Here is a 23,248-nt window from a genome sequence, read left to right on the forward strand (position 1 = left end):
TACATTCATTTTACTACAACGGGGCGATTTCTTTTTTGATCTTTCTCAAAAAAACTACAAAAAAGCTCGGGGCTATCCCATCCTTTTGGGACAGCCCCGGTTTTCCTAGATTCGAGCGGGTTCGTAAGTTCAAGTGTTCTTGAATGATCTCTGGATGTTCTTTTTTGATTTGGAAAGCCATTGGCTTTCTTGTCCAGTCATGATTAAGTTTGAAGGAGACAGAATATGCCCTTTCGTTTGCCGCCTTAAACGTATAGGGGTGTCGGGTAGGGCAGGCTCCTTTCGAAGCCGTTCCCCCCTAAGAACCGTGCATACGAGTTTCCCCGTACACGGCTCAAGCCTCTTCAAACGCCCCGTGAGGGACGCGGTTTTTCAACGGTTAATCCTAAGCTGTGGACTTGGCTGTGACAATTTGGGGTAATACCAGCGAAGCTGTCACCAGGGGCAAAGTAGGTTCCATAAAAAGTAAAACCCTCAATTGAGGGCTTTTTTTTATATTTCGCCTCCAATTAAGATGTGGCTAAACTACTACTTCATCTACAGAGGGAGGCTCATCGACGTGAAGCGAAATTGGGATGTTGAGGAACTCATCGAACATTTTACTTTACTTCCGAAGGAAATGCAGTTGGTGGGGAACAAATCGGGGGAAACACGGATCGGTTTCGCGGTTTTATTGAAGATATTTCAGTGTAAGGCCCGTTTTCCTACTACAAAAAATGAGATCCCCAAGGCAGTGGTGCAATTTATCGCTAAACAAATTGATACCGATCCTCAATTGTTTTCTCAATACGACTGGAACGGAAGAGCAATCAAATATCATCGGGCACAAATTCGAGAATTTTGTGGGTTTCGGGAGTCGACCACCAAAGACATTCAAGAAGTGATAGACTGGGTCCATGATCATGTGTTGCCTCGAAATATCGAACTCGAATGGGTGAAGGAAAAAGCCTATGCAGAGTTCCGCCAACGACGATTGGAGCCCCCGACACCGGAGCGTTTTGACCGAGTTGTACGTTCTGCTATTCGTACATACGAAACCTCCTTTTTCGATCAAATCTATCGTCGGTTATCCAACATATCTATCGCTCGAATGGATAACCTGATTCATTTGTGGACATCCGAATCCTCCGGTGAAGAGGATCAAGAACAACCCCTTACATTCCGTGAACTGGTTGCGGATCCCGGCCGGGTGGGATTAGAAAGTTTGTTCCGGGAGATATCCAAGCTCCGGACGATCCGTCATCTTCAACTTCCAGAAGATCTTTTTCTTCATGTCCCTCCCAAAATGATTAAACGGTATCGGCAGCGCGCCGTTACCGAAGATATTCGGGAATTACGAAGACACCCCGAACCGGTACGGTATACGCTTTTGTCTGCCTTTTTCTGGAGCCGGAGTCGGGAAATCACGGATAATTTAGTGGAACTCTTAATCCAGATTGTTCACCGGATCGGTGCTCGTGCGGAACGCAAAGTGAAAAAGGAGATCCTTCATGACCTTAAGCGGGTAACTAGGAAGACGGGAATTTTATATCGCTTGGCCGAAACGGCGCTGGAATACCCCGACGGAATTATCCGGGAAGTACTCTTTCCGGTTGTCCAGGAAGAAACGCTCCGATCACTCGTCAAGGAAATGAAGAATACCGGTCCGGCGTACCGTCAGAAAGTTTATACCGGCGGTCCTCCTACGGGATGCATTACCGGCGCATGGTTCCGGAAATTCTGGATGTACTTCATTTTCGATCCAACAACGACGTACACCAACCGGTCATTCAGGCGTTAAAGTTGTTGAAACAATATGCCGGCACCAGTCATCACCACTATGCCGAAACAGACGAGGTTCCCATTGAAGGAGTGGTCCGGCCTGCTTGGGTGGAGACCGTTATTGATCAGGGAACACAGCGAATCAACCGGATCAATTACGAAATTAGTGTGCTCCACGCTTTGCGGGATAAATTGCGTTGCAAAGAAATCTGGGTGGTAGGAGCGGATCGCTACCGCAATCCCGAGGAAGATCTTCCGCCAGACTTTGATCAATACCGGGAAGAGCATTATCAGGCATTAAAGCAGCCGTTAGAAGCGGATGCTTTTATCAAGAAGCTCCAGCAGACTATGCATGAGGCATTGGAACGATTGAATGCTGGAATTCGATCCAATCCAAAGGTACGGATCTTTACCAAGGGAAACGGGTGGATCTCAGTCTCTCCCCTGGAGCCCCAACCGGAACCGCGAAATCTTACCCAGATCAAAGCCCAAATCATGAAACGTTGGCCCATGACAAGCTTGCTGGATATCCTGAAGGAAACGGATTTGCGAATCGGGTTTACCGAACGATTTAAAACCGTAGCGGTTCGAGAGGTGTTGGATCGGGAGACGATTCAAAAGCGATTGATCCTTTGTTTATATGGATTGGGTACCAACACGGGGCTGAAACGGGTATCCGCCGGAGACCACGGAGAAAGTTATAAAGACCTTCTTTATATTCGGCGGAAGTTCATTCACAAGGAAAACCTCCGTCAAGCCATAGCAGCCGTTGTCAATGCCATCCTGAACCATCGGTTGCAGGAGATCTGGGGTGAAGGGACAACCTCCTGTGCTTCGGATTCCAAGATGTTCGAAGCGTGGGACCAAAACCTGATGACCGAGTGGCACATTCGTTACCGGGGTCGGGGAGTCATGATCTATTGGCATGTAGAGAAAAACTCCACTTGTGTCTACTCCCAGCTGAAATCGTGTTCCTCGTCAGAAGTTGCTGCGATGATTGATGGATTGTTGCGCCACAGCACCGATATGAGTATCGAGAAGAATTACGTGGATACCCACGGACAAAGCGAAGTGGCTTTTGCCTTTTGCCACTTGCTAGGGTTTCATTTGATGCCCCGGTTTAAAGCGATTCACAGTCAAAAATTATACCGGCCCGAAACGGGCATGCCAGATGCCTACCCCCATCTTCAACCGGTATTGACGCGCCCGATCAATTGGGAATTAATACGCCAACAGTACGACCAAATGATCAAATATGCCACAGCCCTCCGCCTGGGGACGGCCGAAACGGAAGCGATCTTAAAACGGTTTATCCGAAACAGCGGGCATCCGACGTATCGGGCGTTGAGTGAACTAGGGAAAGCCGTGAAGACCATCTTCTTGTGCGAATACCTTCATTCGGAGGAAGTTCGCCGGGAAATCCATGAAGGATTGAATGTCGTGGAGAACTGGAATTCCGCCAACAGCTTTATTTTCTATGGGAAGGGAGGCGAAATCCAAACTAATCAGTTGGAAGATCAGGAAGTAGCGGTATTATCTTTGCATTTGTTGCAAAACTGCCTAATCTTTATCAATACTTTGATGATCCAGGAAGTCTTAATGGAAAATGATCATAAACTGTTGAGCCACCTACACCCAGAGGACTTCCGTGCTTTAACGCCGTTAATTTATTCCCATGTGAACCCTTACGGAACTTTCCGGTTGAACATGAGAGAAAGGTTATCGTTAGGACAAAAAGTCGGCATATCCTGATTTCGTCGCAAAAAAAGTCTTTTACAACTTTTCGATATAATAAGGGATAAGATCGTTAGGAAGTAGGTGTTAATTTAATCGCTAAATGGAACGATTTTTTCAAAAAGAAATGGCCATAAAACCGAAACGGATCCTCATCGAAGGATCCGTTTTACAAATTCATTCCCTTTATATTTTGTAAATCGTTTTCCCGATATCCTCCATTTTTTGAATTGTGTTCCGAATATCCTCCTTGGTTGTGCGTGGGTTGATGGTGCACAAGCGCAAAACGGTTCGGCCTCTCAATACCGTTGTACTGATCATAGCAAAACCTTCCTGGATCATCCGATTGACAATCTGCTGCTGTAACTTGTCGATCGTTACTTCATCCATAGAATCAGGAACGAAACGGAAAGTAACTACTCCCAACTGTGCCGGCGATACCACATCCCAATAAGGGGACCGACGCAAGGTTTCCTCCGCTGTTTCGGCCATCTCTATGCCGTGACTGACCGCCCTGCGAAAGGATTCAATACCAAACATCTTAAATGACATCCACAACCTTAATGCGCGGAAACTACGGGTAAGTTCGATACCGTAATCACAGAAATTAACTTCCTGTTCCTTTCCTTCAACATCCAGCAAATACTCGGGGAGGATGTGAAAGGTCTCCTTTAAATGTTGACTGTTTCGCACAAGTATACATCCCGTATCGTAAGGTTGAAATAACCACTTATGAGGATCAATCGTTAATGAATCGACTGATTCAATTCCTTTTAGCTGTTTGCGTCCTTGATCGCTTAGAATTGCTGGGGCACCATAGGCACCGTCCGCATGAAGCCACAACCCTTCTTGGTTACAAAACTCCGCCAAAGTTTCCAAAGGATCCACAGCCCCTGTATTGGTTGTGCCTGCATTCGCGATAACACAGAAAGGTTGTTTCCCCTCGGATCGGTCTTTTTGAATCTGCGCTTCCAGCTCGGGTAGCGGTAAACGAAAAGCCTCATCTGAAGGAATACTTCGAATTTGTTCCCTTCGAAACCCTAGAATTTTTAAGGCCCGTTCCACAGAGGAGTGAGTTTGATCGGAGTAATAGACGGTAGAGTTTTCCGACGGACCGCCGAGCTTCACCTGTCGAGCCACTGCCAATGCAGTCAAGTTCGCCATGGATCCACCACTGACAAACAATCCTCCTGCCGTTTTCGGAAGACCGAACAGCTGTACAATCCAATCCACTGTAACCCGCTCGATCTGGGCCGGACCGGAAGCCTCCAACCAAGTCCCTGCAAACACATTAAATCCGCTAGCTAAAAAGGTTGCCAACGCCCCGATATAATTGCTCGGACCTGGAACAAACGCAAAAAAACGGGGGTGATCAAGATGCATGATCTGTGAAAAAACGGCCTCATCAAGCAGTTGAATGATTTGTTCAAAATCAAGACCTTGTTCGGGGAGCGGTTCTCCCAACGCTTTTTCCAATTGGGAAGGGCTGCTATTTCTTGTCACCGGCTTATCCGGCAACTGACAAATATGATTGACAATCCGATCGACCACTTGATAACCCATCTCCCGCATCTCTTCCGGAGTAAGGTGCAACTTTTCGTTCATTGTTTCTTTTCCCCCATTTTGTAATTACTTTTGTTTATAGTTTATCGTATCACTTACTATGCGGTCTTTATATTCAGCAGCCTAGCAAAGGGTTTAGGTTTGTTATTGCCAAATAATCTAGTTAAATTCTACTTCACAGAACGTCCCTTCTGTGAAGTGATTTGTACATACGGAGGGGGAAATCGGGGTGGAAAACGTCCATTATCTCGAACAATTCACTTCACGAAAGGAAAAAACGTCCCTTGATGATGTCCCTGACAGTTTGAATGAGTGGATGAAACGGTACATGCAGTTAGCAGTGATTGGGGTTCGTTCTGAGGAGGTCACCCGAAAAATCGGACTTCACTTAAAACGATTCCTGGAGTTTTTTATTAAGTCCTACGGTCACGATCGGATTTCCACCTGCTTGAAGCGGGATGTGTTAGCCTGGCAGCGGTCCCTTCAGAGTCAGGGATTAGCACCTGCAACAATCAATAACCATATGGCTTCCTTGTCTGCTTTTACTACCTGGGTTCAAACCCAGGATCCCAATCAATTTCCCGCTGGGGATCCAGCTCAAGGGATTCGGGAGTTAGGCCTACCTCCATTAGAGCCACGGGCTCTTTCGGATGAGCAAGTTCGGTCCCTCAAAAACGTCTGTGATCGGCTGGAGCGGTTCCATCAGTTGAAAGGACGACGGTGGAAGGGAAGGAAAGCTCCTTTAAAAACTTACAGGGGTGGAGGTAGCATCCAGCGAATTTGGTGCCATCTGCCCAATAAATGGAAAATGACTTGAGGTTGCATACGTAGCAACTCAAGTCATTCGTATTTATACAGGAAACTCAGGATGACACGTTCATATACATCCTGAGCATCGGTAATGGCCAATTTAGAATACACTTCAAGCGACTTACGGCTTGCATGTTCAGAATAAGGCTGAATGAGTGCATCGTCAATGCCTTGTTTCTTTAACCACGGTAACAAGAAGTGGCGCAGCTATGCACTTCCGTTTGACTTACCTAGTGCACAGTAGATCCGATAGGAACTGTGTGGATAAGAGTCAAACCGTCGTGAAACTTTCCTTTCACGACGGTTTTAGGATATAATTGATCCCAACAAATTGCATGACTACGTTAAAGGTAGGTGAGTTAATGGACGAAAAAACTGTCGCGAAAGTCATAGACAGCTTTATTAGTGAACAGCAAGAAAAAGGAAAGAATAGTCAGACGATTGACAAGTATACTCGCATTATACGAGAATTTGCTCAATGGTTAAAGCAAAATAAAGGTGATCTGCACCAATTAACCAGAATCGACATACAGCAGTTCATCAATCACCTTGAAGAAAAAGGAAACAGCCCAACCACTATTGAAAATAAATTTGCTGCCCTATCCGTTCTAGTAAAGTATTTGGGTTGCCCTGAGGTCCTTAAATATGTGCGGCGACCAGAATCAAGAAAAATCCGGCATATCGCCCCCAAGTCCCTGGATCGGAATGAACGAAATCGGATTCTCCGTGAAGTGGAGCGCTCTAAAAAGCTAAGAAATATTGCTATCGTCTATCTGCTCCTTTATACAGGCCTTCGTGTCTCTGAGTTAGTGGCTTTGAATCGAGATGATGTTAAAATTGGTGAAAGAACCGGAACAGTAAGGGTACGTAAAGGAAAAGGAGATATTGCACGTAAAGTTCCCTTACCTGTAGATGCACGTAACCACCTTTATATATATCTTCAGACGCGGGAAGATGATAATCCAGCTTTATTTCTGTCCAATTATAAAAAGCGGATTACCATTCGCTCTGTGCAACGGATATTGGAGAAGTATGGAGTTTACCCCCATCAATTAAGACATACATATTGTAGGGAATTGGTCGCGTCAGGGGTAGATATTGCCACCGTAGCAGAGTTAGCTGGCCACTCAGACATTAATATTACACGCCGTTACTCCAAACCATCAGAAAAAGAGTTGGAGCAAGCAGTTCAGAAGGTATTTGGATAGTTTCTTTGAGTTAGAACCAAATAACTTATCTATTAAAATTTCTCTGTTTATTGAAAATACTATATAATAATCTTGAAAAGATTATGTACGGACATGGGGTTACTGGTACCAATTTGGAAAATTAGTGCGTTATAAATCGGCAACCTGTACGTTAAGAGTGTCGACAGAAAGGGGAACTAATGTTGACACTCTTAAAAAGTTTATGGTCGACGGTACTAAAATCATTTCAATTAACTAAGCCATCAGGTTCTAATCCATTACCTAGGGATTATATCATTCTTCTTTCCGGATTACTCGTATCAAGATTGGGAGATTCCTTGAATGCTTTTGCGATTCCTTGGATTTCTTATCAATTGACTGGTTCGGCGATTGTGATGGGTTCTCTCTTTGCGACCAGTGTATTACCCATTGTTTTGTTTGGTTCAGTAGTCGGCGTGTTTGTAGATCGATGGGATCGGCGAAAATTAATGCTGACAGCAGATATAACCAGAGCTTTATTGGTTGGTCTAATCCCAATCCTGCACCTGCTAAACCTGCTTTCTCTTTGGCACCTCTATGTAATTTCCTTTATTTTGGCTGTATTAAGCCTTTTGTTTGATGTAGCCACAATCTCGTCTATTCCACAAATGGCTGGAAATGATCTAACTCGGGCGAACGCAGGGTATCAATTGGTAAACCAACTGGCTGATTTAGCAGGTCCTACTCTTGCTGGAATAATTGTTGCGGCCATTGGAGGTTTTCACACGCTTTGGTTAGATGTTTTCTCTTTTACTGCTACATTTTTAGCTGTATTTCGACTTCCATCGCTAGGGGATACTCATTTAACCGATAGGAAAAATATCTTAAGGAATATGGCAAAAGATATTGTTGATGGGTTTAAATGGCTCATGAACGACCGCCTGAACTTTTCATTATCGTTGCAAGCGATGGTTGGAAATTTTGGCGCAAGCGCTGTACTAGCCGTATTCATGTACTACCTTTTATCAACCCTTCATCTTAACTCTGAGCAAAGCGGGCTTAACTATACGCTGATCGGGGTCGGGGGGCTGATCGGCAGTATGGTAGTTATACCATTGGATAAACGTTTTCGACGTGGAATCTTGATTCCCATTTTACTTGGGATCGGAGCCATAGGGCTTATCTTTGCCATAACAAGTCGTTTTTGGTTAGCACCGGGGATTGCTTTTGGGATCGCCACGGTTTGTAATGTTGCTTGGAATTCCCTAGTTGCTTCAGTACGGCAAGAAACAGTCCCATCAGATATGTTAGGGCGAGTGCTTGGATTTTCCAGAGTATTTACACGTTTAGCGATGCCATTGGGAGCTTTTGTAGGATCATTTATTTCTAGTATTAATCCAGCTTCAGTGTTTGTTTTAGCTGCCGTTACTAAAGGATTGGAAGTTGTTATTGCACTCGTCTCACCGATACGTAAGTTATAGTTTTTCTAGATCATTTTTCAAAGAGGCACCTCTTGACGTACAGGTTGTCGGTATTGGATAAGTTTATTTTCCGGATTGGTAGCAGTAATCCGTAAAACTCCATTAAAAGTGGCTTAAAAAAGAACGAATTCTTACCTTATCCCTGTGATACAAAAAAGCCGATTCCCTTTCTTAGCGTCGTGGGAATCAGCTTTTTTATCAGTCTTAGTTCCTTATCGTACACTTTTTATAAAATGCTGGCGGTACCACCCCAATTGGAAATATTATCAGATGTGGCTCCTTATTCCTTGAATCGTTCACTTACCCCCTGTAGGCACGTAAAGTAATTTCTTATTTGCCTTTGGCACTTCGACTTCCAATTCGGCACGCAAGTGCCGGAATACACTCTTTAGGTAATCATAATCTGGTCTCTCTTCACGAAGGTATTTGGCCAGTTCCCGGGCCTTCTTTTTAGGTGGGTCCGTTGTTTAATGGCGATCCCCTCCTTATATCGGCAACCGTTTATCCAAGTCCACGTTAAATTGACCGTATGGCGTGATATGGTTATAAATCAGTGGGGTTAGCGCACGCAGATCCTCGGTTGTCAGATGGTTGATCCATCCTTTTTCCTTAATGATGTTCTGTATTTTGAGGGTGTTGATGTAGACTAAGCAATTTTGTAACAGGCTAAGGCTCAACACAGCAATTTCTTGTTCACCCACTTGGTTCTTTTGAATTTCCCCGTTCCGGCCAAAGAAGATAAAGCTGTTGGCTGAGTTCCAGTTCTCAACCACATTCAACCCCTCATGGATCTCGCGTCGGATTTCCTCATACTGTAGGTACTCGCACAAGAAGATTGTTTTGATAACACGCCCCAACTCACTCAAAGCCTTGTAAACCGGATGGGTCCGGTTCTTACTGAAGCGCTTGAGAATTGCCTCCGTCTCTGCCGTGTTAAATCGCAAGGCAGCGGCGTATTTCACCATTTGGTCGTATTGCTGACGGATCAGATCCCAGTTGATTGGATTCTTGGCGAGTACCGATTGCAAATTCGGATACACATCTGCCATGCCGTGATCGGGCTTATACAGTTTCTGTGAGCCGATATTTTTGAATCGGGGCATCAATTTAAAGCCGAGTAAATGACAAAAGGCAAAGCCGACTTCGCTTTGGCCATGCGTGTCTACATAATTGCGATCGACTTCTTTTTCGGTGGCGTGCTGGAGCAGTCCTTTAATCATGGCAGCCACTTCAGAAGATGTGCAGGTCTTTAGTTGTGAGTGGATACAAACAGACTTATTTTCAACGTGCCAATAAATCATGACTCCGGGCCCTCCGCGATAGCGGGGATGCCATTCGGTCATGAGGTTTTGATCCCATGCGCCGAACTTTTTGGAGTCTGATGCGCAAGATGTGGTAGCTTTCCCCCACACTTCGGCTACTCGTTCCTTTAAAATGGCATTTACGACCTTAATATTAGCCGCCTTCAAGTTTTCGGGATGGATAAACTTACGTTTAATATAAAGCAAGTTATCATAGGTTACATCGGTATTGCCAGTGGCCATTCGCTTCAAACCCATATTGGTACCTAATCCATAAAGGGCAAGAAGCAAACGTTTTTGGATTTCTGGACGATTTAGGCGCTCATGTGTGGCCAAGGACTGAAAAACATCTGTAAACCCTACACGAAGGTCAGCTTCCTTGAAAATATCAATTAATTCAATCATCCACCACCGGTTGGCAATCTCTCTTTTTAACTGAGTCAAGCGTTCTGGCTCTTGCTGTGGTTCTAATGGTGTGACCGAAATCCATCCGCCCTTGTGGTTACTGATTTTTACTTTTGGATTTTCTGGGATATTTTTATTCAATTGGTCCAATGCGCGATGCAATGACTGTTTGAGATCGTTGATGACAGAATCTACATCGAGCTTTAGCCCAAGGGATTCATAATACTCTTCTCTCCGTTCCTCAAAATCGGCCGGCAAATCCTCGTCAGGATTCCTGTAACGATCGGCCCCCACTACCCAAATTTCCTTGCATTTGAGTTTTTCCCGCAGGGAATAAAGAACGGAAATTTCGTAATTCGTACGATTAATACGCAAATCGCCGTTCTTATCTGTTTCCAGTACTACTTTCTTAAACTTGGGTGGAATTACATCACCAATCGGTACATCATCGTCCACAGCGAAATACTGTTGTTTGGAGTCAATGTGTTTTTTAATTACGTCCAATGCTTTAATGATTGGCTGATATTCTAAATTGTTTGACCGAAAATCAAGAATCTTGAGAAGTTCTCTGATTGCGGTTCGATAAGAACTCCTATAAGAACTACGCATTCGATAATAGACCTTCTCACGATAAACCTCTTTATTGTGCTTCAACTCCCGTAAAAGATTTCGCAACGTGTCTTCATCTGATACCGATGAGATGACATCTTTAACTACACCATCCATATGTTCAAACAGGGCTTCTAACAAGGAAGCCAGGATATTGTTTTTCCCACGAACCTTTTTGATCTCCTGCAACAACTCACGGTCAACTCTTTTTTCTGCTTGAGCGTTAATGGAGTGAACTATACTAATGAGCAGTTCCACTAAGGCATCAGTAATTTCACGTGAGCGAGACCAAAAGAAGGCTGCCAAAAGAGTGTAGCGTATCTCCGGCGGATGCCGCCGAATCTCAGTCAACCTTTCTGAGACGACACGCAAACGATATTTCCTTAGAATTTTAGGTTGAACGTGCTTGAAAAGATCGTCGGGTAATTCCAGCATGCGCAATTCCTTGAGTTTCTTGATTTCTTCTTCTAAACTCTTTCTGCTGGCGCGGCCAGGGCTCATATTGATCTTACGAAAGGTCATCCGATCCGGATCGCCGGCTCCTTGCTCTTCTGTATCCTCATGATCTGCGTTTATCCAGTCATCAATGGTTGCATCCATTCGAGAAATAGATGTAGGAGAAAGACGTTGGAACGTTTGGGCGAAAAAATCCTGTTCATGCTGATGTAGTGCTGAACGCACAAGTGTCTCTATTGTGTTATCAACAGGGGGTTCAATCTTTCGCTGCCTAAGTTCGTCATAAACGCGTTCTTTTAATACTTCAATGTCGTGAATATGGCTTAACACCTTATCCTTGAGCCATTGTGAGATGGCTTGGAGATCGTTCGCAGTGTGATCACGAAAACCGAAGTACTTCCGGATTTGAACACGATGACGCTTAATCGATCTGCCTGTCCATGAATATTGGTAAAATTGATCGGTGGTTGTTCGTAACTGTTTAGCCAGAAACTCGATCATTGGTATAGGTATGTCTTCAGCACGTTCAGGAAATCGGGCTTCGTTTTGGAAGTATTTGAACAAAACAGCGAAGCCTAATTGTGATTCTCGATTCTTTTCTTCAACCAGTTGTCTTTCTGGAGGCAATAAAGTAAAGTGTTCAATGAGTTCTTCCTTGGTCCACTGTTGCTTCATCTTTGATGACAACCCTTTCAAAAGTTCCTAGAATCACTAGAGTCGGTACTTTTCTATTTATCTGAGTATAATGAGCATTAATTTCTCGGGCAAGGACAACAGCCAAATAAGGGAAGTTACAAAACAAAAACAAAATTCGGAACAATCACGAAATGAATACCCGTGTCCATTTTCTTGGCCCCGTACAGCGTCTGTAAAGGGGCACTTGAAAAAAGAGGGGATCCTTTAAATGATAAATGTTAGATTTTACGGAAAAGAACCATTTCAAATCGCTGTAATTCATGGTGGACCTGGAGCACCGGGTACTGTTGCTGCAATTGCAAGGGAGTTATCAAAAGAATATGGGGTAATGGAACCAATCCAAACAAAAACATCGCTCGAAGGACAAGTTTTTGAATTATGCGAAGTCGTAAGGAACTTTGGAGAGTTACCAATAACATTAATCGGACATTCATGGGGAGCGTGGTTAGCATTTATTTTTGCAGCAAGATATCCATCTTTAGTTAAGAAATTGATCCTTGTTGGCAGTGGCCCTTTTGAAATAAGATATGTTAAAGACTTAGAGAAAAATAGATTAGGACGTCTGAACACGGAAGAAAAGGAAGAATTTTTTTCTTTGATCACCAGTCTAAATTCTCCAAGTACCAATGAAAAAGATAAAGTTCTTGCTCGACTTGGTAAACTTGTATCAAAAACGGATAATTACCACCCAATCGAAATTAAAACAGATAAACAGGATACAATCCAAGTTCAGAGTGACATGTTTCAAGCAGTTTGGAGTGAAGCATCAAAATTAAGACAAACTGGATATCTTTTGGAACTAGGGAGAAAAATCAATTGTCCTGTGGTTGCTATACATGGGGACTATGATCCACATCCTGCAGAGGGAGTGAAGATACCTTTAGAACAGGTGTTAAATGATTTTCGATTTTACTTATTAAAAAAATGTGGGCATTCCCCTTGGAAAGAAAAATATGCCAAAGACTCCTTTTATCGGTTAATAATAGAAGAAATAAAGGGAATATGAACGTGTCATCCACGATTTTCCTGTATAAACGCGAAATGACTTGAGTCCCCTAAGTGGTTCCTCAAGTCATTTTCCATTTCTTGGGCAGATGGCACCAAATTCGCCGGATGCTACCTCCACCCCTTACAGTCGTCCTTTACGTGATCGAGCCATTGTTTTTGTCCTCCTTTCCACAGGCCTTCGTCGTCAAGAATTGGTTGACTTGGATTTGGTCAACTCTATCCCAACACACCTGAACAACTGAAAAATGTCCGTCGAGCTAGGATTCAGCGGGTTAAGGGGAAAGGAAATACGGAACGAACGGTGTTTCTGTCTGTGGATGCCCGCTTAGCGTTGGCTGATTACCTGGAAAAAGAGCGTGAACAGGATGTAACTCTTGAAACTAAAGCCCTTTTCTTAAGTGCAAAGGGACTACCTGCTCGTAAGCCCGATGGCAGGCTTTCTCCACGGTCGATCAATGGGATACTGGACCAGATTGGGCGTTGGCATGACGCAGAGGTACCCGATCCAATACGAAAGATTTCGCCCCTGCGTCCTCATGATCTTCGGCATACCTTCGCCTTTCGATTAGCTCAAGAAACGGGTGCAGACGCTTATGAACTAGAACGTCGCCTTGGCCATCGGTCCCAACGATACATACAGCGTTACACGAATCCACCCGAGGAGTTGGCAGCCCAATATGTAGAAGAGTTTTAAGAAAAAAAGCCCTCAATTGAGGGTTTTACTTTTTATGGAATCTACTTTGCCCCTGGTGACAGCTTCGCTGGTATTACCCCTCTTTGGCTTCTTGGATCACTTGCTGTTGGAACTCGATCGTAAACCATCTCCGTTGCATAAAAAATCCCCTCCATTGATTCTTCATCTAGCTTACTACGTTAAGTAACCTAGACTCAAATCTAATTTCGGGGCTTAAGAGGTAGGAGCAGGTATGAGTGACAGACAGTTGTCCTTATCTAATAATGGAATTGTAAGTTTATCATTGAGATACTTATCTTCCATAGCTTCTATTGTTTGTATGCCAAGGTTTCTGATACCCACCCCTTTCTTATCAGTAGATTTTTTCGATTATGCTTGGTATGTCTTGTTCCCGTTTACTCGCCGCGAATCACACGAAAACCTTGATCGGGGCCAATGCCACTCGCCTCGAACTTGCCCCGAAAAGATATCTCGTTATTGCTGACATCGCCGATCCAACCGCCGCCCTTCACAACCCGGAAAGAACCGCTATTACTATCCAAGTCTCCGTACCAGTTCCAGCACCATTCCCTTACATTACCTGACATATCGTAAAGTCCTAACTCGTTGGGTTTCTTGACACCGATAGATTTTGTTTTATTATTGTTGTTTTCTATGATAGACCAGTTCCAGTCTCCTGATAAGTATTTATCTCCAGCGTTTCTCCAATACCATGCTACTTCATCTGCATTATTGCTTCCGCTGTATGTGTAACTCTTGCTCATCTGACCTCCACCTGCAGCATATTCCCACTCCGCTTCTGTCGGCAATCGGTAACCATTAGCTCCCACATTGATCGTTACTGTCCATTTTATATTATCGTATTCACTCTTATTATTCGGGTCTATTTTATTCTTGTCTATATTGTAATACGGTTTTAATCCCTCTTTTATACTCCTTTTATTACAGTACTCAACAACGTCATACCAGCTTACCATTTCTACCGGCAAATTGTCGCCTTTGAATTTTGAGGGATTACTTCCCATTATCTCATTCCACTCTTTCTGAGTTACCTCATATTTGCCGATATAAAAGTCCGATATTGTTACACTTTTTCCATAGTAGTTGGACTTTGTGTTCGTAAAAGTCCCGCCTTTGACTAATACAAAGTTATCATTCTTTTCAGGCTTTTCTTGCGAACAAGCGCAGACAACAAATATTATTGCCATTAAAAGGAAAATTAATAGCTTTCTCATTGATATATCTCCTTTAAACTGATAGGAAAAGTTATAGGCCGTGACGGCCTACAACTCGCCTCTTGGGGCGAAAGCCATAACTACTTTCGGAAAAGTCGGGGTCAAACAGAGGAGTCAGAATTTGAGCAATTGCTTGTTGAATGAAACGATCAAGCACGGTAGGAATACCTAATAACCGAACGCCACCGTTCGGTTTCGGGATTTCGACTCGTCGGACTGGCATCGGCTTATAGGTTCCATCTTCGATGGAAGCACGAATAGAAGTCCAATGGGTTCGGATGTGCTCTCATCCCATCCACTCCATGACTTCCTTTATTTTTCTCCACTTGGTGGAGTGCTTTTCGAAGATTCTCCCGTGACAACAATTGTTCCATTATAGATATACCTTCCTCGTAAGCGTATCGGTCTATTTGTGCCATTCTTTACTCCACCCTCTTGAAGTCCTCCGTGGATTCACCACTTCCTCCTGCAAGTAAGTCCTGTACGGATTGTCTGTCTCATCATAAAGAATGAACGCCTAGTGATTCGCTTTTCCTAAGTGTTCAACAGTGTTCAACCCTTCCCTGTTCGAGCGTCCTCTACTTAGGTACTATGGTATCTGCTGACTTCTGGCTGTTCAGTTTCTCCTTTCGAAGAAGGTTACCATGAGTGCATGGCGTACCAGCCAGATATCCCCAGGTAAGACATGATCTTCCTCTCCATCTATCTGCTTCATTTACTCTCATTCGCCTTCGGCAGTAAGGACTTTGTCTTGGTATGCAGACTCATCCAACAAATGCTAGCCTCATATGAAGTTCGTGTTCCTCAGACCGGAGGTTTGCCGCCGACTTCCTTCAGATTCCACCTCGCGGTGGACACCCTTGTCTTAAGCTAATAGCTACTACTACCTTCACTATTCGGGACTTGAACCCTATAGATCATGCCCATGCTGGGCGCACATACATAAGGCCGCCGGCTATGAGACCGGCAGGCCTTAGCAATATCAATGATGAAAGGACTTTCTCAATATTCCGGAAATTGTCCGGTGCCCGTCAGTTGCCCTGCTTGCAGTTGACCTGTTACCACACCGTTACGTTAGAACTCCCACTACTTTGATATCCCTCTGTCGCTAACACCTGGTAAGCCCAACTACTCCCCAGATTCATTCCTTTACTCCTCCATGCGTTAACGTGGTTGCTAAAAGTGATAGCGACGTTGCTCCCGGTCGCTCTCTTCGACTGTCGGACACTCCAGAACTGTTGGAAAGTTTGTGTGCCGTCAATGGAAGGTGCGTTGTATCGCATAGTCGTATATATGTCATATGTGCCTCCATCACTGGTCACGGTGCCTTTATGCGTTCCAGTAGGTCTATAAGTGCCCCAGTTATCAACGACGTAATATTCTATGAGTGAGTTTCTCGTCCACCCATAGAGAGTCAAATACGCATTGCCGGACGGCGCCCAGACGCCGGCATTGTAGTTTATTGTCCTAGATGGTGATCCGGTAGCCCAGCCTTTACCGACAACAAAATTCCCGCTATTTGTCCATGTAACACTGTAATTGCCACCAGATCCATTGGTAGCATTTACTGTCCCACCACCATCGGTCCAATATTGCCAATAGGTGTTTGCACTTGCGGTTTCTGCAAACAAGCTCAAACTCATTGAAGCTGCAATAAATACCATCAAGATTTTCTTATTAAACTTAAACATAATTTACCTCCTAAAATATTTTTTTGTCACTACTTACCTACATACTACTTGTCGGTTGTTTCTCTTTGCAGTACATAACTTATCCTGTGTATATTCCGTGAACATCGGACTGTCACCTCCTCCCTAGGTAAATTATAGAATGTAAGCGAATACATAACACTTGCTTACATTTGAAATGGCATCAATGAATCTCACTTTCTCTATCAATAGTATATCACCCGGAACAAAGTTTGTCTATTGGATAAACTAAGATAATTGAGAAAATTCCGATCCGAAGAAAAAATTAAAGATTTTCCCACCTAATACTACGATAATTCCAATGAAAATACTAATCAATAGATGTCCCCTCCTTTGAGAGAAAATATCTCCCATGAGGTTTTCGAGGTTAAGAAAGAAGATCCAACCAGATTTTCACCGATGTAACTATAATGACAATCGATAAAATCACTTGCAACTTTTTTGGTTTTACTTTTTTTCCAGCTGTTGCCCCCAAAGGAGAGGCAATCGCAATCAGACTGGCAATAACCAAAATGATAGAGGGGAGCAGAAGAACTTGACCTGTTTTTTTGCTTCGTTCGCTTCTGCAAGATAAGAGGCCGCCCCGGAATAACCCCGGGCTGGCAATCTGTTTTTTCGGTAGATTTTTTAAAAATATAAATTCCGTCTATTCTAAATCTTATTTATTTATTATTCTAATTCAATTATAATAGAGTTATAGTACGTCAGCGTACTACTTGCAAAGGAAGTGGTTACAAACTGATGTCACTCCCAGAACAAACAGAAGTCATTTCAATACTAAATCAGGATTCCCCTATGCCGGATCAACAAACCCGTTTACTAACCGCGTCTTTGAAAGCGTTTACAGAAAACGGCTATTTGGAAACATCTGTCCAGGACATTGTCACGATTGCCCGAACCTCCAAAACAACCTTTTACAAGTATTACAAAAATAAAGATGCCCTGCTCATCCACTTATTTCAATTGGTGGCCACAGCTTTGATTGAGACGGTCGAAGTAACCTTGAAATCATATCCACCGACCTCCGAACGAACCTATCAAGGTATCAAAACGTATATTGATACTTGTTTCAGGTACCGGGATATAGCCAAACTACTCATGGTTGACACCGTCGGGCTCTGTCCGGAGTTAGAATCCAGGCGGTTAGATGTTTATGACCATTTTGCCCGGATTTTTCAGCGGGAACTGTCCTGTTCACCTGATCAAACTGAGTCGATTGCCCGGGAAAAATGGGTTCTTTCACATGCAATGGTGGGTGCGGTCAATCAAATCGTCATCCAGTCAGTCATGTTGAAGAATCTGCCACCTACAGAACTTCTCGCCGGTGTGTTGGAGAAAATGTTAAGTAAAATATTGCGTGATGAATCACCGAAATAAGGTTTCAGAGGAGGGGAAGAAAATGACTCCTAAAAATTTGGTAGAGATGCTTTACCAAACTACACAAAGATTTCCGGAAAAAAGAGCAATCATGTGGAAGGAAAAAGGGAAATATCAAAGCTGTACGTACCGTGAACTTTGGAATACAGTCCTTTGCTTTGCTGAAGGACTTCGGCAAATGGGCATCGGCAGAGGAAGTAAGGTAGCTGTTTTTTCGGAAAACGGACCCCGCTGGCTGATCAGTGATTTCGCTATCTTAAGCCTGGGTGCAGTGACCGTTCCCATTTATCCCACCTTGGCTGCCAACCAGGTCTCTTTTATCCTGGAGAATGCCGATGTGGAACTGGCCATCGTTCAGACACCACAAATGGTGAAACGCTTGAAAGGGTGGCCCAAACAGGTACGACACATCATCCTTTTGGAAAATAAACCAGTTAAACACCCCATTGTTGTCCCCTTTGAACAAGTAGTGCAAGATACTGTTCCCAACCGCAAACCGGCCGAGTGGGAAACCCTTGATCCCGGTGATTTAGCAACGATTGTCCATACATCTGGAACCACCGGGAACCCCAAAGGAGTTATGCTTTCCCATGGAAACATCCTGTCAAACATCATTGGGAGCCTCTACTACCTTCCTGTTACCCATCACGATCTCTCTTTGTCTTTTTTGCCCGTTTCCCATATTTTTGAACGCACTTGCGGACACTTCACTCCCATGTATGCCGGTGGGACGATCGCCTATGCCGAGAATCTGACGACGGTCCCGCAAAATATCCTTGAAGTAAAACCAACATTGATCACCAGTGTCCCACGTCTATATGAAAAAATTTACGGACAGATCATGCAACAGATAAAATCCGGCTCTCTGCTTAAATTAAGGATGTTTAATTGGGCGTTACAAGCCGCAAAGAATCGGAAGGCTTACACAGACAAAGGATATGGCACCCGTGTCCCTTTTTGGACAGAAATACGTTATCTGATCGCCCAACATCTCGTCTTTTCTAAAATCATTTCCAAATTGGGAGGCCAATTGCGCCTGATGGTATCCGGAGGGGCGGCCCTTGATCCGAAAGTCAGTCACTTTTTTTCCACCATTGGCTTACCAATTCTTGAAGGCTACGGAATGACCGAATGCTCACCTGTTATTTCCACCAATCCCGTCACCCGGTATAAACCGGGAACCGTTGGACTTCCCCTCCCCGGAACCAAAGTGCAGCTGGCAGAAGACGGAGAGTTAATGGTAAAAAGCCTCAGTGTCATGATGGGATACTACAAGCAACCCGAAGAAACAGAGAAAACCCTGGAAAACGGGTGGTTGCGAACAGGGGATATCGCAGATATGGATGAGGATGGATTTATCCGCATCATTGACCGCAAGAAAAACATTCTTGTACTATCCACCGGTAAAAATGTAGCACCACAGCCAGTAGAGAATATGCTCTGCAGCAGCCCGTACATTTCCCGGGCTGTTCTGATTGGCCACCGCCGCAAATACGTGAGTGCTTTGATTGTCCCGGACTATGATGCAATTCTGCAAACTGCACACCAACGGGGTTGGAAAGCGGGAGATAAAGATTCCCTTGCCCGTGCCATCGAAACCCGTCAGCTGATTCAGGAAGAAATAGAGCGCTTACTGGTTGATTTTTCTCCTTTTGAAAAGCCAAAAAAATTTGCTGTTCTTCAAGATGAGTTTTCAATCGAAAAAGGAGAACTCACCCCCACCTTAAAAGTACGCTTAAAGGAAGTAGAGAAAAATTATGCTTCCGTCATAGCTGAATTATATGAGGAAACAGCGGAAGAGGAAGTGGCCGCTGCTGCGACAGTCCCTGTCAAGTATCATTCATCCCAAATGTCTGCAGAGATACAAAACAGCCTTCCATCCACGTCTATTGATTCATCCCGGAAGACCAAGAAAAAGCCGCCGCTCTGGCTAAACCCTCAGCTCTGGTTGGGGATCATCCTCGGTATCCTCACAGGTCTGTTCGTGCGTTATTTCATCTTTTAAAACACACCGGAAAAGAGGTGAACTTCAGTGAAATACAAAGTAGTCATAACCGCAGCTTTAACCTCGTTTGTCCTGACCCTGACACTCTCCATGGCCACAGAATTACCTGATCGTAAATCATGGAGAGAGTACGGCAATAGAGCAACTGCCTTCATTGACCCTGAGACCGTGAAATCTTTTGATTTAAACAGCATGTTAGAAAATATAGACAAGAAAACAAAACAACTAGGCGAGGTAAATAGGGGCATCTTGCAAAGCTTGTTTACTCTCGATAATAAATCGGCAAAAACCAAAACTGTCAACGAAAAATTGGGAACAGTAAACCGGGTTTCTGCGAAGCAAAGTGAGACACTGGGGGAGATTCGGGATGTAACCGGGGAACAGGTAACACTAAGCCGAAATTTAAATGCCTTGAGTAAAAACCTGTCTATTCAGATGCGAATCATCTCAGACTCCGGACAAACACAAGCCAGTAATAGTACACGTTTAAAATCCATCACTACAGATACACTGGACAAGTTGCGTGAAGCATTGGAGGAAAACAAACGGTTAGAACAAAAACTAAAATCCGCCGCCTCCAAAAGCGACAGAGCCGCTCGCTCATTACCGTAAGGAGGGAAAACAATGTTTAGAAAAGCACTTTCCATTTTCGCTATGCTCCTTTTGAGCGGATTATTGATCAATGGAATGACAATGACGCAGCAATTAAAAAAGATTCATGCCAGCCTGGAAGACAATATTGAATCAATCGAACAACTCAACCGGGTACAGGCAAGCATTATTCAAAAAAATAATGAGTTAAATCAAATGGTGACAACATTGGAGCAGATAGACCAGGGACTGACGGAAACAACAAACAAGACAAACCGCACTCTTTCCTTTCTTTCTTCAGTTGTCGATTATAACGCGGACACCCTGCATTTAAATAACCAAATGGTCAATTTCTCCATGCAATCGAAGCAGCAGATCCACGATGTACAATCGGCCCTTTCCGAATTATCCCCATCTCTCACCAAACTGGATCAGATGTTAAAACAAATGTCCACCATGGCAACAAAGGACAAACAACATCTTGATCAAATTCTGAAGTCCACAAAAAATTTAAATAGTAAAACACCAAGGGTGAATCTGCCATGAAAATAACGCTGGGAATACCGATTCTTATCACCGCCGTTTTACTTTTACTTGTTGGCAATACCTGGCTCCAACTTTCCATTCAGGACAGCATCGCCGCAGAGTCAGAGAAGTTAAAAGAAAATTTGGTACAATCAGCTGCGAAATCGCAAAAAATGAACAGCCAGTTGTCCACGATCAGTAAGTTAAATGAGAAAACCAGCGCTTTAAATAAAAAAGTGACCGGAATTCAAAACAATACCAAAGGCCTGGAGAGAGAATTAAAAGAACTGGATCAAGTTGTTGCCTCCATCGCAGAACGTGTCCACACCATTGACCGGAATACTGCGTTAACATCGGACGAGTTAAAGCTTATTCAATCCTCGCTTCAAGGCAGTGTGCAAAAGCTTCAGTCAATGAAGGGGACAAATCGGCAGATCGTAGAAACCCTAAACTCGATGCAATCACTTCAGGAACAGATTAATGCCAATCTGCGGGAGATGAATGAGAAAACAAAATTCATTCATCAAAAAGGGGGAAAATGACGATGAGAAGCATATGGGAAAAATGGAAGATAACAATCATCATTGCCATTGTCACCTCATTCAGCGTAGCCGCTCCGGCTTTTGCCCGGTGGAGTGATCAAACCCTTCTCCCTTCGCTGGCCTCATATAATATTTTTGGGTTAACCAGGGATCTGGTCGGCCAAACGGACGAAATGCTCCATGATACGAAACAATTGCAAAATGAAGTAGCCCAAGCTTCAGACACCTTGGATGCACTGGATAAACAGAATCAATTACTCAGCTCGCAAATTCAAACCAACCGGTCTATCCAAAGTGAGCTTAACCAGCAATTGGCAGGAAACGTAAAAGCTCGTGAATTGATGAAACAGATTTTAGACCGTGAAGAAAAAACGTATTCATTCACAAAGAAGGTAGCGGCACAAGCGAACCAGATCACTGTACAGATGAACACTTCCGTGAACCAACTGGGCCATGTTGCCGAAAATACCGGAGCCATTGGTGAAAACACCCGGAAGTTAAATGGACAAATGGATGATCTTTTAGTCCAATTGGACCAATCTGTCAAAAACTTTCGTTTTATCGCCCGCATCACTGACGCTTTATCCTACTTAGAGAAAAAAACCGGGTTGGACTTGCCGGTTCCCCGCCAGCCGAATGATGATAAGAAGAATGGAACGCCCCTTCTTCCTCTCCCGGAAAAACCTGTTGAAGGCATTTTGGATTCGCTCCTTCCAAATAAAAAAGAGCCAAACCGGGCTGAAGAAGACAAAGGCTTACTCGATCTTCTTTTGCCATAGGAGAGATGAATATGAAGAGCAAAATCATCTTTTTATTAATCAATCTTACTTTATTTGGTTTGTTTGGCTGGGGAACTGTTCAACAAATTACAAATCAACAGAAAACCAATCAAGTCATGGCTGAAGTTCATCAAAATATTCAGGAGGCCCATCGCCTGACTGTGGTTACCAACCAGCAATTAAAGCCGTTGCATCAAACCGTAAATACCATCACACAGATGAACAACAAATTAGAAAACACCAGAGGCCGGCTCATGCGAATGAACGGCAGTTTGCACCGGGTTACTCAGAGCGAACAAAAAATTGTGACCGGATTGGAACTGCTCAACGGACATACTTCAACCGTCTCTAATCAGTTAAATCAATTACAAGAGATTAATCAACAGCTTGTTCCCGAATCAACTGAAGTGGCAAAACAGACAAGTACTGAGAATACTTACTTAAAGAAACTATCCGGCTTAACCCATACCTCAATCCAGGAATTAACCAGACTGAATCAGAAATTAATCTGGCTGAGTTACTTACCATAGTAAAGAGGAGATAATATGTTCTTTAGCCTGCTTTATTTACTTTCCACCCTGGCAGTCTTACTGTTTACTTTCCTGGCCATTCGATCAATCGTCAAAAATGAACCTGCCGAAAAATGGGTGATGAGTATGATCGGGGTCACTTTCGCCTACCTCTTTCTGGTGGCTGTCAGTGTATGGTTGTGAACACGGTACACAACAGCCTGTGACCCCGTTTCTTTTTAAAACTGCATCCACCCTTAGTTTGAAAGCTGTTCATCTGGGGCATAGAATA

18 protein-coding genes and 3 pseudogenes are annotated in these 23,248 nt (G+C 43.8%); 14 read left to right on the forward strand and 7 right to left on the reverse strand.

Annotated elements, in window-relative coordinates:
- The first annotated feature begins 559 nt into the window (after positions 1 to 559).
- Positions 560 to 3,513: pseudogene (locus tag I8U27_RS08345) on the forward strand (Tn3 family transposase).
- Positions 3,514 to 3,681: 168 nt separating this feature from the next.
- Here I8U27_RS08345 and I8U27_RS08350 read toward each other — a convergent pair.
- Complete coding sequence (locus tag I8U27_RS08350) at positions 3,682 to 5,100, reverse strand: pyridoxal phosphate-dependent decarboxylase family protein (protein ID WP_181751749.1); 1,419 nt, start codon at positions 5,098 to 5,100, stop codon at positions 3,682 to 3,684.
- Between the two features lie 187 nt (positions 5,101 to 5,287).
- Between I8U27_RS08350 and I8U27_RS08355 the strand changes: the two genes are divergently transcribed.
- Positions 5,288 to 5,875 (forward strand): phage integrase N-terminal SAM-like domain-containing protein, encoded by a 588-nt coding sequence (locus I8U27_RS08355; protein WP_181751748.1) that lies wholly within the window; start codon positions 5,288 to 5,290, stop codon positions 5,873 to 5,875.
- Positions 5,876 to 5,898: 23 nt separating this feature from the next.
- Here I8U27_RS08355 and I8U27_RS08360 read toward each other — a convergent pair whose 3' ends face one another.
- Complete coding sequence (locus I8U27_RS08360) at positions 5,899 to 6,063, reverse strand: hypothetical protein (protein ID WP_232345323.1); 165 nt, start codon at positions 6,061 to 6,063, stop codon at positions 5,899 to 5,901.
- Positions 6,064 to 6,230: 167 nt separating this feature from the next.
- Between I8U27_RS08360 and I8U27_RS08365 the strand changes: the two genes are divergently transcribed.
- Both I8U27_RS08365 and I8U27_RS08370 read left to right on the forward strand, forming a co-directional pair.
- A complete protein-coding gene (locus tag I8U27_RS08365; RefSeq protein ID WP_181751747.1) occupies positions 6,231 to 7,076 on the forward strand; it encodes a tyrosine-type recombinase/integrase in 846 nt (281 codons plus the stop codon).
- Between the two features lie 272 nt (positions 7,077 to 7,348).
- Complete coding sequence (locus I8U27_RS08370; protein WP_309506124.1) at positions 7,349 to 8,515, forward strand: MFS transporter; 1,167 nt, start codon at positions 7,349 to 7,351, stop codon at positions 8,513 to 8,515.
- A 485-nt stretch (positions 8,516 to 9,000) separates the two neighbouring features.
- Here I8U27_RS08370 and I8U27_RS08375 read toward each other — a convergent pair whose 3' ends face one another.
- Entirely contained in the window at positions 9,001 to 11,961 is a 2,961-nt protein-coding gene (locus I8U27_RS08375) for a Tn3 family transposase (RefSeq protein WP_181751745.1), read from the reverse strand.
- A 229-nt stretch (positions 11,962 to 12,190) separates the two neighbouring features.
- Here I8U27_RS08375 and I8U27_RS08380 point away from each other — a divergent pair, with 229 nt between their 5' ends.
- Together I8U27_RS08380 and I8U27_RS08385 are read left to right on the forward strand one after the other, a co-directional pair.
- Positions 12,191 to 12,988 (forward strand): alpha/beta fold hydrolase, encoded by a 798-nt coding sequence (locus I8U27_RS08380; protein WP_181751744.1) that lies wholly within the window; start codon positions 12,191 to 12,193, stop codon positions 12,986 to 12,988.
- 264 nt (positions 12,989 to 13,252) lie between these two features.
- Positions 13,253 to 13,684 carry a tyrosine-type recombinase/integrase gene (locus tag I8U27_RS08385; protein WP_332310903.1) on the forward strand — a complete coding sequence of 144 codons (432 nt, stop codon included), beginning with the start codon at positions 13,253 to 13,255 and terminating at the stop codon, positions 13,682 to 13,684.
- Between the two features lie 395 nt (positions 13,685 to 14,079).
- Here I8U27_RS08385 and I8U27_RS08390 read toward each other — a convergent pair whose 3' ends face one another.
- The 4 genes and pseudogenes from I8U27_RS08390 to I8U27_RS20575 form a co-directional block, all read right to left on the reverse strand.
- Entirely contained in the window at positions 14,080 to 14,919 is an 840-nt protein-coding gene (locus I8U27_RS08390; RefSeq protein ID WP_181751743.1) for a formylglycine-generating enzyme family protein, read from the reverse strand.
- Between the two features lie 55 nt (positions 14,920 to 14,974).
- Positions 14,975 to 15,293, reverse strand: a pseudogene (locus tag I8U27_RS08395) (group II intron reverse transcriptase/maturase); the annotation flags it as partial.
- Between the two features lie 684 nt (positions 15,294 to 15,977).
- Positions 15,978 to 16,610 carry a glycoside hydrolase family 11 protein gene (locus I8U27_RS08400; protein ID WP_181751742.1) on the reverse strand — a complete coding sequence of 211 codons (633 nt, stop codon included), beginning with the start codon at positions 16,608 to 16,610 and terminating at the stop codon, positions 15,978 to 15,980.
- Between the two features lie 385 nt (positions 16,611 to 16,995).
- A pseudogene (locus I8U27_RS20575) lies at positions 16,996 to 17,172 on the reverse strand (sulfite exporter TauE/SafE family protein); the annotation flags it as partial.
- A 251-nt stretch (positions 17,173 to 17,423) separates the two neighbouring features.
- Between I8U27_RS20575 and I8U27_RS08405 the strand changes: the two are divergent.
- The 8 genes from I8U27_RS08405 to I8U27_RS08440 are packed head-to-tail and all read left to right on the forward strand — an operon-like array spanning position 17,424 to position 23,160.
- Positions 17,424 to 18,005: a TetR/AcrR family transcriptional regulator gene (locus I8U27_RS08405; protein WP_181751741.1), complete on the forward strand. Its 582-nt coding sequence runs from the start codon at positions 17,424 to 17,426 to the stop codon at positions 18,003 to 18,005.
- Positions 18,006 to 18,027: 22 nt separating this feature from the next.
- Positions 18,028 to 20,010 (forward strand): AMP-dependent synthetase/ligase, encoded by a 1,983-nt coding sequence (locus I8U27_RS08410; RefSeq protein WP_181751740.1) that lies wholly within the window; start codon positions 18,028 to 18,030, stop codon positions 20,008 to 20,010.
- A gap of 27 nt (positions 20,011 to 20,037) precedes the next feature.
- Positions 20,038 to 20,622, forward strand: coding sequence for a hypothetical protein (locus I8U27_RS08415; protein ID WP_181751739.1), 585 nt, complete (start codon positions 20,038 to 20,040; stop codon positions 20,620 to 20,622).
- Positions 20,623 to 20,634: 12 nt separating this feature from the next.
- Complete coding sequence (locus I8U27_RS08420; protein WP_181751738.1) at positions 20,635 to 21,147, forward strand: hypothetical protein; 513 nt, start codon at positions 20,635 to 20,637, stop codon at positions 21,145 to 21,147.
- Complete coding sequence (locus I8U27_RS08425) at positions 21,144 to 21,668, forward strand: coiled-coil domain-containing protein (protein ID WP_181751737.1); 525 nt, start codon at positions 21,144 to 21,146, stop codon at positions 21,666 to 21,668. The genes I8U27_RS08420 and I8U27_RS08425 overlap by 4 nt, the downstream gene beginning before the upstream one ends.
- A gap of 2 nt (positions 21,669 to 21,670) precedes the next feature.
- Positions 21,671 to 22,447, forward strand: coding sequence for a hypothetical protein (locus tag I8U27_RS08430; RefSeq protein WP_181751736.1), 777 nt, complete (start codon positions 21,671 to 21,673; stop codon positions 22,445 to 22,447).
- A gap of 11 nt (positions 22,448 to 22,458) precedes the next feature.
- Positions 22,459 to 22,977, forward strand: coding sequence for a hypothetical protein (locus tag I8U27_RS08435; protein ID WP_181751735.1), 519 nt, complete (start codon positions 22,459 to 22,461; stop codon positions 22,975 to 22,977).
- 15 nt (positions 22,978 to 22,992) lie between these two features.
- Positions 22,993 to 23,160: a hypothetical protein gene (locus tag I8U27_RS08440; protein ID WP_181751734.1), complete on the forward strand. Its 168-nt coding sequence runs from the start codon at positions 22,993 to 22,995 to the stop codon at positions 23,158 to 23,160.
- The last annotated feature ends 88 nt before the right edge of the window (positions 23,161 to 23,248 follow it).

Source organism: Paenactinomyces guangxiensis (assembly GCF_016055185.1).
Classification (GTDB): Bacteria; Bacillota; Bacilli; order Thermoactinomycetales; family Thermoactinomycetaceae; genus Paenactinomyces; species Paenactinomyces guangxiensis.